Source organism: Streptomyces sp. SJL17-4 (assembly GCF_036826855.1).
Lineage (GTDB): Bacteria > Actinomycetota > Actinomycetes > Streptomycetales > Streptomycetaceae > Streptomyces.
The window spans coordinates 4,386,056-4,396,721 of record NZ_CP104578.1 but is presented as its reverse complement, the minus strand read 5'-3'; the positions used below and the strand labels follow the sequence as shown (position 1 = coordinate 4,396,721).

Genomic DNA, 10,666 nt, shown 5'->3' with positions numbered 1-10,666 from the left:
TTAGCTATGGAAGAGCCGCGTCGCCTCGGCGGCCGGTACGAGCTGGGCTCGGTGCTCGGCCGTGGTGGCATGGCCGAGGTGTACCTCGGCCAGGACACCCGGCTCGGCCGCACCGTCGCCGTGAAGACGCTGCGGGCCGACCTGGCCCGCGATCCGTCCTTCCAGGCCCGGTTCCGCCGTGAGGCACAGTCCGCCGCCTCGCTGAACCATCCGGCGATCGTCGCGGTCTACGACACCGGCGAGGACTACGTCGACGGGGTCTCCATCCCGTACATCGTGATGGAGTACGTCGACGGGTCGACCCTGCGTGAGCTGCTGCACTCCGGGCGCAAGCTGCTGCCCGAGCGCACACTCGAGATGACGGTCGGCATCCTCCAGGCGCTGGAGTACTCGCACCGCGCCGGCATCGTGCACCGTGACATCAAGCCGGCGAACGTCATGCTGACGCGCACCGGCCAGGTCAAGGTCATGGACTTCGGCATCGCGCGCGCCATGGGCGACGCCGGCATGACCATGACGCAGACCGCCGCGGTCATCGGCACGGCCCAGTACCTCTCCCCCGAGCAGGCCAAGGGCGAGCAGGTCGACGCCCGCTCCGACCTGTACTCCACGGGCTGCCTGCTGTACGAGCTCCTCACCGTCCGGCCCCCGTTCATCGGTGACTCCCCGGTCGCGGTCGCGTACCAGCACGTCCGCGAGGAGCCGCAGCCGCCGAGCAACTTCGACCACGAGATCACGCCCGAGATGGACGCCATCGTCCTCAAGGCGCTGGTCAAGGACCCCGACTACCGGTACCAGTCCGCCGACGAGATGCGCGCGGACATCGAGGCCTGCCTCGACGGTCAGCCGGTCGCGGCCGCCGCCGCGATGGGCATGGGGATGGGCATGGCGGGCGCGCCCGCGTACGGCGGGGGCTACGGGGGCTACCCGGAGGACCAGCCGACGACGGCGCTGCGCCAGGCCGACCCGGCGGGCCAGACCTCGATGCTGCCCCCGATCAACCAGGACGACGGTGGCTACGGCTACGACGACCGTCCGGACCGCCGTCGCGGTGGCCAGAAGAAGTCGAACACCTCGACGATCCTGCTGGCCCTCGCGGGCATTCTGGTCCTGGTCGGCGCGATCTTCATCGGTGTCTCGCTGTTCGACAAGAAGGAAGGCACCCGGCAGGTCGCCGTCCCGCAGCTGGTCGGCCAGACGGTCGCGGTGGCGACGGACCGCGCGACCAACGCGGAAGTGAAGGTGCAGGAGGCCGGCACCGAGCGCTGCGACCAGCCCAAGGGCACCATCTGCCGCCAGGATCCCGCCGCGAACGGCACCGCGAAGATGGACACCGGCTCCACGATCCAGGTGTACGTCTCCGAGGGCGCGCCGCTCGTGGAGGTTCCGGACGTCCAGGAGCAGTCCCAGGAGCGCGCCGAGCAGTCCCTGAAGGACAAGGGCTTCAAGGTCAAGGTGGAGCAGGAGGAGTCCGACGAGGACCCCGGCACCGTGCTGCGCCAGAACCCGGACGGCGGCACCAAGGCGGAGACGAACTCCGAGGTGACGATCACCGTCGCGAAGCAGAAGCTGCTGCAGCTTCCCGATGTGAAGACCCGGAGCTACGACCAGGCTGTTCAGCAGCTGAACGGGGTCGGCTTCACCAACATCGTGAAGGAGGAGGTCGACTCCGACCAGCCCGCGGGCACGGTCATCGACCAGACTCCGCAGGGCCCCTCGGACCAGTCCAAGGAGATCCAGATCACGCTGAAGGTCTCCAAGGGCCCGCAACAGACGACGGTCCAGCTCCCCACGGGCCTGACCGGCAAAAAGTTCAACGAGGTCCGGGACCTGCTTCAGGGCATGGGCCTGACGGTCGTCCAGCAGGGCTCCGACAAGGAGGACGCCATGGTCCTCGGTACGAACCCGCCGGAGGGTTCGACGGTTCCCACCAACCAGCCGATCACCGTCATGACGCTGGGCGGCGGCGGTGGCGGAGACGGCGGCAACAACGGCAACGGTGACAACGCCGGCGGCGACGGCGGTGGCGGCGGCTTGTTCGACTGACGCCCGCACGCACGGAAGAGGGCCCCGGCATCCCATGGGATGCCGGGGCCCTCTTCTTGTTGCCGGCGTTGTCGTCGTCGTTGCCGCCGGCGTCGTCGTTGCCGTCAGCGGAGCTCCGCCGGAGGCGTCCGGTCGCGGTCGACCTTCTCCGTGCGCACCAGCTCGCCCCAGACGATGTAGCGGTAGTCGGAGGTGTACATGGGGGTGCAGGTGGTCAGCGTGATGAACCGGCCGGGCTTCGTCTTCCCCGACTCCTTGGGGACGGGCTGAAGGACGTCCACGTTGTACTTCGTGGTCTCCGGCAGGGTCTTGTAGACCTTGTAGACGTACCAGGTGTCCTTGGACTCGAAGACGATCGGGTCGCCGTTCTTCAACTTGTGGATGTTGTGGAACTTGGCGCCGTGTCCGTCGCGGTGCGCGGCGAGCGTGAAGTTGCCCTGCTTGTCCTGCGGGAGCGCGGACTTGATCGGGTCGGTGTAGTAGCCGGCGACGCCGTTGTTGAGGATGGCGCTCTTGGTGCCCTGCTTGACCAGGACCTCGTCCTTACTCATCGCCGGTACGTGGAGGAAGCCGATGCCGTCCTTGGTGTCGAGCGCTCCGGGTCCGCCGGCCCAGCGGTCGCGGACCTGGGCGCCGTCCTGGTCCGCCGCGCGGTCGGCGAGGACGTTGGTCCACCACAGCGAGTAGACGACGAAGAGGCCGAGCACCAGGCCCGCCGTGATGAGGAGTTCGCCGAAGAAGCTGATGACTCCGGCGATCCGATTACGCACGCGTGCCACTAGGTCGTCCCGTCGTCCCGTCCGGAGGTGTGGGGTCTCAGCCTACGAGCGCTTTCGGCTTTCCCTCACTGCGCGGGCGTTCCTCGACCAGCTTGCCCCACACGATCATGCGGTACGTGCTGGTGAACTCGGGTGTGCAGGTGGTCAGCGTGATGAACCGGCCGGGCTCGGTGAAGCCCGAGCCCTTCGGCACCGGGTCGATCACGGAGACGTTCGAGGGCGCGGTCTGCGGCAGGATGCTCGCCATCTCGTAGGTGTAGTACGCGTTCCGGGTCTCGACGACGATCGGGTCGCCGGGCTTCAGCTGGTTGATGTAACGGAACGGTTCGCCGTGGGTGTTGCGGTGGCCTGCGACGGCGAAGTTGCCCTGCTTGTCGGAGGGCATGGCCGTCTTGAGCTTGCCGTCGGCGTAGTGGCCGACCATGCCCTTGTCGAGGACCTTCGCCTTGTTGATGCCCTCGGCGACGGGGACGACGACGTCCAGCTTGGGGATGTACATGATGGCGAAGCCCTCGCCGGGCTCGAACGCCCCCGGCTTGGTGTCGTCCTTGTCGGCGTCGCCGTTGGCCCAGGTGTCCTCGATCCGTTCCTTGGCCCGGTCGGTCTCCTGGCCGGCGAGGATGTTCGTCCACCACAGCTGGTAGGTGACGAAGAGCAGCATGACGACGCCGAAGGTAATGAAGAGTTCCCCGACGGCGCGGCTGGCGACGACGCCGACGCTGTCCTTGGCGGCGCGGGCGGCGCGCCGGGCCTCGACGCGGGAGAGCGGGGCCGCGGGCGGTCCGCCGGCCGGGGCGCCGGGCGTGGTGGCGGCCGTGGTGGCGGCCGGGCCGCCTCGACGGCTCTTGCCCCGGCTGCCGCCCTTCGCCGCGCGCCGGCGTTCCGCCCGGCCGGGCCCGGGAAGGGGCTCCACGGCCTCCAGGACGGCCGTGTCGGCCGGGGAGGGCTGCGGGGCCTCAGGTGCCTCGTACGGCTCGTACGAGGGCGTGTAGGCGTCCTCGTGCGGGGCTTCGTAGACGGGCTCGGGATCCCGGTACGTCTGCTCCTGGTAGGCCTGTTCCTGGTACGCCTGGTCCTGGTCCTGGTGCGTCTGTTCCTGGTACGGGTATGGGGCTGGAGCCGGAGCCGGTTCCTGGTACGGCGAGGGAACCCCGTAGGGGTCCGCGGGTATCGGCTCGGCCCCCGGTTCGTTCGTCGCCCGGAACCACGGAGAGCCCGTCGTCACGCGACGGCCTTGCCCACCACCGGCGCGAGCCCCGCCGACCGTCCGACCGCCCCCTTGTCGCCGCACTGCTCAAGCCAGTTGGCGAGCATCAGGTGCCCGTGCTCGGTGAGGACCGACTCGGGGTGGAACTGGACGCCCTCGACGGACAGTTCACGGTGGCGCAGGCCCATGATGATGCCGTCCTCGGTCCGTGCGGTGACCTCCAGCTCGGCCGGCAGGGCGGCGGGCTCGGCGGCGAGCGAGTGGTAGCGGGTCGCGGTGAACGGTGAGGGAAGCCCGGCGAAGACGCCCTGCCCCTCGTGGGTGACGAGGGAGGTCTTGCCGTGCAGCAGCTCGGGCGCCCGGTCGACGACGCCGCCGTACGCCACGGCCATCGACTGCATGCCGAGGCAGACGCCGAAGACGGGCACGCCGGTGGCCGCGCAGTGCCGGACCATGTCGATGCAGACCCCGGCCTGTTCGGGCGCGCCGGGGCCGGGCGAGAGCAGGACGCCGTCGAAGCCGTCCTGGGCGTGGCTCAGCTCGACCTCGTCGTTGCGGAGGACTTCGCACTCCGCGCCGAGCTGGTAGAGGTACTGAACGAGGTTGAAGACGAAGCTGTCGTAGTTGTCGACGACGAGAATTCGCGCGCTCACTGGCCGTCCACCGTCACATCGTTGAACGGAAGCAGCGGCTCCGCCCAGGGGAACACGTACTGGAAGAGGACGTACACGACCGCGAGGACCAGCACGATCGAGATCAGCGCCCGCACCCACGCGTTGCCCGGCAGATGCCGCCAGATCCAGCCGTACATGACGTCGACCGCCCCTTCCGTTCGTTACGGGGACCAGAGTACGGGGCGAGGGGGCCGTGGGGGGTCAGCTGTCCAAAGCCTGTGGACGGCCGTCGGCGACCGGCCGGGTGGCGTCGAGGTGGGCCCAGACGACGAGCCGGTGGCTGCTGCCCCACTCGGGTTCGCAGGTGGTGAGGGTGAGATAGCGGCCGGGCCCGTCGAATCCGGACTTCGCCGGTACGGGGTCGATGACGCCGACGTCGGTGGGCACGGTCCGGTGGGGGGCGCGGTCGACGCGGTACGTGAACCAGGTCGTCCCGTCGGTGAGGACGATCGCGTCGCCCGCGCGCAGCCGGGGGAAGTCCTTGAAGGGGTCGCCGTAGGTGCGGCGGTGTCCTGCGACGGCGAAGTTGCCGGTGGCGCCGAGGCGGGCGGTGCCCGCGTAGTGGCCGAGCCCCTTCTTCAGGGTGCCGACCTCGGTGCCCTGGAGGACGGGCCACTTCCAGTCCTTGCCGAGCCGGGGGACGTACATGACGGCGATGCCCTTGCCCGGGACGTACGGCACGGCCGTGGGGGCGGGAGCGGTGGTGCTGACCGGGGTGCTCGTCCACGCGCGCTGGAGGGTGTCGATCTGGCCGGCGCTCGCGCTCGCGGCCTGGACCCCGGTCCAGTGGAGGACGTACACGACGAAGAGGACGATCAGGGCGCCGACGGTGATGCACAGCTCGCTGAAGGTCCTGACGACGAGACGCAAGCGCCCCTCCCGCGGTCGGCTCCCGGCGGTGCCCCACCGGCCGCGCGGGGTGTCAGCGCACCGGCTTCGCTTGGTGGAGGTCCACTGTGCCCGAGTACCCGGGAAGAGTCACCGCCCGGTGCTCGTCGACTTTCCAGCCGAGCCCGTAGGCCTTCACGTACAGCTGGTAGTTCCGGATCGCCGGGGAGCCCGCGAGCGCCTTGGTCAGCTTTCCCCTGTCGCCCACGGCGGTGATCTTGTACGGCGGTGAGTAGACGCGGCCCTGGAGGATCAGGGTGTTGCCGACGCAGCGGACGGCACTGGTGGAGATGAGCCGCTGGTCCATGACCCGGATGCCCTCGGCGCCGCCCTGCCACAGGGCGTTGACGACGGCCTGGAGGTCCTGCTGGTGGATGACCAGGTCGTTGGCCTGCGGCTCGGGGTAGCCGGGGGCGGCCTGGGCGTTCGGCGGGGCGTCGTTGAGGGTGACGGTGAGGCCCGAGCCGGAGACCTCGGTGGTGCCCGCGGCCGCCTCCAGCGCGTCGAGTTTCGCGTCCTCCGCGCGCGTGGAGCCGTCGTCGCGGGCGACCAGGGAGTCGACCTGGGTGCGGAGGGCGGAGGTGGACTCGTCGAGGCCCGCGTTCTTGTGGCTGCGCTCCTCGATCAGGTCGGAGAGCCGCAGCAGCGAGGCGTCGGTGCGGATGTTGGTGCCCTTGGCGGTGTTGAAGCTCGTGACGAAGATCAGTCCGGCGAGGGCGAAAACGGCGAGGGTGAGAACCTGGACGGGGCGCCACCTCGCGGTGCGGCCGGGTCCTTCGGGATTGCCGACGGAATTGCTCAACGTACCCTGATCCCCTTCGGTGCCGCGGAACCACTACGCTAACGGACGCCCGGGGGACGCAGTCGTCCTCCTTCGTCACATCCCGGCGCCAGCCACAGTTCCCTGCGCGGTCACGCAGCGCATCGACAGGAGAGTCCCTCGTGCCGAAGTCACGGATCCGCAAGAAGGCCGACTTCACGCCCCCGCCCGCGAAGCAGGCCACCTCGATCAAGCTGACCAGCCGCAGCTGGGTGGCGCCGGTGATGCTCGCGCTGTTCGCCATCGGTCTGGTGTGGATCGTGGTCTTCTACGTCACCGACGGTTCGATGCCGATCGAGTCGATCCGGAACTGGAACATCGTGGTGGGCTTCGGCTTCATCGCGGCCGGGTTCGGTGTCTCCACGCAGTGGAAGTAGCGGCGAACAGCAGGGGTACGGCGGCCGTCTAGCGTCCGTACCGGCTGCTCGTCAAGCTCTCCCCTGAACTTATCCACAGCGTTGTGCACAGCACTGGATAACTTACGAAGATCTGTGGATAACTCGCACGAGGTTGACGCCGGTATGACCGGAATCACCCTCGTCGGAGACCATGAACGCCCCTCGCCTCCCTGGAGAAACACCAGGTCAGAGGCGAGGGGCGTGGTCTTTCCCCAGAGAGCGGGGAGAGACCGCCACGCACTGTGGATAACTCTGGGGAAAGCTCACAGATAAGCTCGTCCACAGCCTTGTGCGCTCAGGTGAGCGCCACCGTGCGGGCCAGCACGATCCCCACGTCGATCAGCAACACCAGGGCCAGCGCCCCGTACTGCACCAGGTTCCGGCGGGCTCTCGGCGCGTGCACGAGCGCGTACGTCACCAGGACGCCCGCGACCAGACCACCGACATGGGCCTCCCAGGAGATCCCCGGTCGGGTGAACGTCATGAGCAGCGACAGGGCCACGAAGAGGATCACGGGCCGCATGTCGTGGCGGCGCCGACGGGCGAGCACCACCCAGGCGCCGATCAGGCCGTAGACGACGCCGGACGCGCCGAGCGAGGGCTGGTTCTGCGCGGCGACGAGATAGGCCAGCACGGAGCCGGAGAGGCCGGAGAGCAGGCACAGGGCCGCGTACCGGATCCGGCCCAGCTCGGGCTCGACGATCCCGCCGATCACCCACAGGCCCAGCACGTTGAAGAGGATGTGCCAGACCTCCTGGTGGAGGACGGTCGAGGTCAGCAGTCGGTACCACTCGCCGTCGGCGACCCCGACGAGCTCGCCGAGTGCCGGACTGAAGGCGTAGCCGATGAGCACGAGCTCGTCGACGAGCCGGTCGCCGAACGCCAGGACGGCGAGGTAGACCGCGAGGTTGATCCCGATGAGGACCTTGGTGACGAGGCGGTCGTCCGCCGCGACCCGGCCGCCCGCGAGCGTCCGCGGCTGGTTGGCGTCGGCGGCGTGGCCGGTCCCCGAACCGTTGCGTACGCAGTCGGGGCACTGGAAGCCGACGGAGGCGGAGACCATGCACGCGGGGCAGATCGGCTTCTCGCAGCGCGTGCAGCGGATGCCGGTCTCCACCTCGGGGTGGCGGTGGCAGCGCGGCAGACCGGCGTGCGGGTTCTCGGAGGGTTTCGGTTCCATGAGAGGTGCCGTCCCTTCCGCCTCAGCGCTTCTCGATCACCACGGAGTCGATGACCACGTCCTGGAGCGGCCGCTCGGTGTGCGGATCGGTGGCGGTGGCCGCGATCGCGTCCACGACCTTCCGGCTCTCCTTGTCCGCGACCTCGCCGAAGATGGTGTGCTTGCGGTTCAGCCAGGTCGCGGGGGCGACGGTGACGAAGAACTGCGAGCCGTTGGTGCCCGGGCCGGCGTTGGCCATGGCCAGCAGGTAGGGACGGTCGAAGAAGAGCTCCGGGTGGAACTCGTCGGCGAACTCGTAGCCGGGACCGCCCGTGCCGTTCCCCAGCGGGTCACCGGCCTGGATCATGAAGCCCTTGATGACCCGGTGGAAGACCGTGCCGTCGTAGAGCGGGTCCGAGGAGACCGTGCCGGTCGCCGGGTGCGTCCACTCGCGCTCACCGCCGGCGAGCTCGACGAAGTTCCTGACCGTCTTCGGGGCGTGGAACGGCATCAGCCGCACCTCGATGTCACCCAGGCTGGTCTTGAGGATCGCGTACAGCTGCTCGGCCACGGTCGCCTTCCGTCCACGTCATGTCACGTCTGTCTCTGGCGTGTCCGATCCTCGCATGCCCCGGATGCCCACCCCGCATGCCGTACCTGGCTCCGGGGGGCATGATTCCGAAAAGGATGGAAAGGTGAAAAACCGACATCGTCGCCACCGAGGAGGAGGAATCCCGTGACCCGCATGGACAGCGTGCGCGCCGCGTCAGATTCGGCGAAGGAGAGCGTCCTGCACGCCGCGGAAGTGGTGGCGCCGTACGCCGGCACGGCCAAGGACCAGGCCTCGCACTACGCCCACGAGGCGCGTGAGCTGATCGCGCCGAAGGTCTCGAAGGCCGCTCATCAGGCACGGGCGCAGGCTCGTGCGCAGTACGACTCGTATGTCGCACCGCGTGTACCGCCGCGGGTCGACGCGGCCGCACAGCGTGCGGCGGTCAAGACCCGCTGGGCCTGCCGTCAGGCGGCCGATTACACCGTTCCGCGTGTCGAGCACGCGGTCGCCGCGACCGGTCCCGTCCTGGAGGAGGCCGGGTCGCGTTCCACTGCCGCCTGGGCCGCGCTGCGCGGGCAGGTGACACCGAAGGAAATCCAGAAGATCGTGAGGAAGCACGAGCGTCGGGCACGGGCCGGACGCCTCGCCAAGGGCCTCTTGGTCCTGGGCGTTCTCGCCGGCGGCGCGTTCGCCGCCTGGAAGTGGTGGGACAAGCAGGCCAATCCCGACTGGCTGGTCGAACCGCCCGCTGCCACCGAGGTTGAGGAGGGCGTCGTCCTGTCGCCCTACGAAGAGGGCGGGGAAGCCCTCGACCCGGAGGTGGCGGCCAAGGAGTCCGAGGCCGAGGCCGCGGCCGCAGCCGAAGAGGCCGCCGAACGCGACGAGCGCCGCTGACCGATCGGGGTACCGCTGGGTTCTGCCGAGGTCTCACCGGGTGCTACCGGGGCCCTGCCGTAAGAAGCGGAGACGTACAAGGTGACGTCGTACGAGGAGCTGCGGGTACGGGTGTGGGGAGTGCGCATCATCGTCTCCCCGCGCCCTACGCCGCCGCGGCGAGCGCCAGCTCCGTCAGCGCGGCCGGCTCGTCGCCCTCGGCCGCGGCGGTCACACCGGCCGTGGAACGGTTTCGGCTGGCGGGAGAGGAACCGTGGGCCTCGGCGGCGATGCGCTGCTTGATCGTGGGCGGCAGGGAGCGGTCCCCCGCGAGCGGCCACCGATGCGCCCGCTGCGCCGGTACGGAGGCGAGTGCGGCCCGCTTCTCCCCGGCGACGGGTGCGGCCGTGGCGGGGCCGACCGGCTCCTCGGGCTGCTGGACGGCGGGCTGCTGCGTCGCGGCGGCGGTGCCCGCCAGGCCGACGGAGGCGAGCAGGGCGAAGAGGACGGAGATGAAGGCGGTCCAGAACTGCTTGACCTTGGCGGTGGCCATGGCCCCTCACTTTCGTGACGTTCTCGAATGGTTCATTTCGGTTTGCGCGCTTTACGTACTTTCCTCATGATGTGGATGCGCGCCCGATTTCCACGGAACGTCGCCGCCGTCGCGCAGTTCTTCCGATGAACACCACCCGTCCGGAGCAGCGGGCTCCCCGGGACGGGAATGGATCACGGCACCCCATGGCTGTCCTGAACGGATCACGCCGGCGCCGGTCACGGCCACCCGGCGCCGTATCAGCGCCTTGTGAGGGAGTGTCAGCACGATGTCCACACCGCAGCCGGCTGTCGAGCGCGTACGTGTCTCCGCGGAACCCGACTGGTACGAGTCGGCCGGGATCTCGCTCGGCATCCGCGTCGGAAACCTGGTCTTCACCTCGGGCCAGGCCCCGATCGACGCCCAGGGGGCGACGGTCGGTGCCGGGGACTTCGAGGCCCAGGCCCGCCAGGCGCTCGCCAATCTGTCGACGGTCCTGACGAACGCCGGGTCCAGCCTCTCCGACGTGGTCAAGGCGACCGTCTTCGTCACCGACATCACGCGGCAGGACGTCTTCGCCAAGCTGCGCGCCGAACACTTCCCGGACAAGCCGCATCTCGCGGAGTCGTTCGTGGAGGTCTCGTCGCTCGCCGACCCCGATTGGATGATCGAGATCGAGGCCATCGGACTCGTCCGGGAGCACTGATCAGCCTGGCGCGCATGCCGGCGCCGGCATG

Annotated in this window: 13 protein-coding genes; 4 read left to right on the top strand and 9 right to left on the bottom strand. The window is 69.4% G+C overall.

The window, feature by feature from the left end:
- The first annotated feature begins 6 nt into the window (after positions 1-6).
- Entirely contained in the window at positions 7-2,046 is a 2,040-nt protein-coding gene (pknB, locus tag N5875_RS19690) for a Stk1 family PASTA domain-containing Ser/Thr kinase (RefSeq protein ID WP_318208234.1), read from the top strand.
- Between the two features lie 104 nt (positions 2,047-2,150).
- Here the strand turns inward: pknB and N5875_RS19685 are convergent, their stop codons facing one another.
- From N5875_RS19685 to N5875_RS19660, 6 genes are all read right to left on the bottom strand, one after another.
- Positions 2,151-2,825 carry a class E sortase gene (locus N5875_RS19685; protein WP_318208235.1) on the bottom strand — a complete coding sequence of 225 codons (675 nt, stop codon included), beginning with the start codon at positions 2,823-2,825 and terminating at the stop codon, positions 2,151-2,153.
- Between the two features lie 37 nt (positions 2,826-2,862).
- Positions 2,863-4,050, bottom strand: a complete 1,188-nt coding sequence (locus N5875_RS19680) for a class E sortase (protein WP_338495155.1) — start codon at positions 4,048-4,050, stop codon at positions 2,863-2,865.
- A complete protein-coding gene (locus tag N5875_RS19675; RefSeq protein ID WP_318208237.1) occupies positions 4,047-4,685 on the bottom strand; it encodes an aminodeoxychorismate/anthranilate synthase component II in 639 nt (212 codons plus the stop codon). Before N5875_RS19675 ends, N5875_RS19680 begins: the two co-directional genes overlap by 4 nt.
- Positions 4,682-4,843, bottom strand: coding sequence for a hypothetical protein (locus tag N5875_RS19670; RefSeq protein WP_015034837.1), 162 nt, complete (start codon positions 4,841-4,843; stop codon positions 4,682-4,684). The genes N5875_RS19675 and N5875_RS19670 overlap by 4 nt, the downstream gene beginning before the upstream one ends.
- Before the next feature lie 64 nt (positions 4,844-4,907).
- On the bottom strand, positions 4,908-5,576 hold the full coding sequence (locus N5875_RS19665) for a class E sortase (protein ID WP_318208238.1): 669 nt from the start codon (positions 5,574-5,576) through the stop codon (positions 4,908-4,910).
- A 52-nt stretch (positions 5,577-5,628) separates the two neighbouring features.
- Positions 5,629-6,396 carry a DUF881 domain-containing protein gene (locus N5875_RS19660; protein ID WP_318208239.1) on the bottom strand — a complete coding sequence of 256 codons (768 nt, stop codon included), beginning with the start codon at positions 6,394-6,396 and terminating at the stop codon, positions 5,629-5,631.
- 140 nt (positions 6,397-6,536) lie between these two features.
- Here N5875_RS19660 and crgA point away from each other — a divergent pair, with 140 nt between their 5' ends.
- Entirely contained in the window at positions 6,537-6,791 is a 255-nt protein-coding gene (crgA, locus tag N5875_RS19655; protein ID WP_318208240.1) for a cell division protein CrgA, read from the top strand.
- Positions 6,792-7,107: 316 nt separating this feature from the next.
- Here crgA and N5875_RS19650 read toward each other — a convergent pair whose 3' ends face one another.
- Complete coding sequence (locus tag N5875_RS19650) at positions 7,108-7,992, bottom strand: rhomboid family intramembrane serine protease (protein WP_318208241.1); 885 nt, start codon at positions 7,990-7,992, stop codon at positions 7,108-7,110.
- 22 nt (positions 7,993-8,014) lie between these two features.
- The gene (locus N5875_RS19645; protein ID WP_318208242.1) at positions 8,015-8,542 is read right to left on the bottom strand and encodes a peptidylprolyl isomerase; all 528 of its coding nucleotides are present in this window, start codon (positions 8,540-8,542) and stop codon (positions 8,015-8,017) included.
- Positions 8,543-8,707: 165 nt separating this feature from the next.
- Between N5875_RS19645 and N5875_RS19640 the strand changes: the two genes are divergently transcribed.
- On the top strand, positions 8,708-9,418 hold the full coding sequence (locus N5875_RS19640) for a DUF5324 family protein (RefSeq protein WP_338495153.1): 711 nt from the start codon (positions 8,708-8,710) through the stop codon (positions 9,416-9,418).
- Positions 9,419-9,563: 145 nt separating this feature from the next.
- Here N5875_RS19640 and N5875_RS19635 read toward each other — a convergent pair whose 3' ends face one another.
- Positions 9,564-9,950 carry a DUF6344 domain-containing protein gene (locus N5875_RS19635; protein ID WP_318208244.1) on the bottom strand — a complete coding sequence of 129 codons (387 nt, stop codon included), beginning with the start codon at positions 9,948-9,950 and terminating at the stop codon, positions 9,564-9,566.
- Positions 9,951-10,218: 268 nt separating this feature from the next.
- Between N5875_RS19635 and N5875_RS19630 the strand changes: the two genes are divergently transcribed.
- Positions 10,219-10,635, top strand: a complete 417-nt coding sequence (locus tag N5875_RS19630) for a RidA family protein (RefSeq protein ID WP_318208245.1) — start codon at positions 10,219-10,221, stop codon at positions 10,633-10,635.
- The last annotated feature ends 31 nt before the right edge of the window (positions 10,636-10,666 follow it).

Excerpts from the sequence above, each read along its gene's own strand:
- N5875_RS19635 (WP_318208244.1), bottom strand. The coding sequence starts at position 9,950 with ATGGCCACCGCCAAGGTCAAGCAGTTCTGGACCGCCTTCATCTCCGTC.
- N5875_RS19670 (WP_015034837.1), bottom strand. The coding sequence starts at position 4,843 with ATGTACGGCTGGATCTGGCGGCATCTGCCGGGCAACGCGTGGGTGCGG.
- N5875_RS19650 (WP_318208241.1), bottom strand. The coding sequence starts at position 7,992 with ATGGAACCGAAACCCTCCGAGAACCCGCACGCCGGTCTGCCGCGCTGC.
- N5875_RS19630 (WP_318208245.1), top strand. The coding sequence starts at position 10,219 with ATGTCCACACCGCAGCCGGCTGTCGAGCGCGTACGTGTCTCCGCGGAA.
- pknB (WP_318208234.1), top strand. The coding sequence starts at position 7 with ATGGAAGAGCCGCGTCGCCTCGGCGGCCGGTACGAGCTGGGCTCGGTG.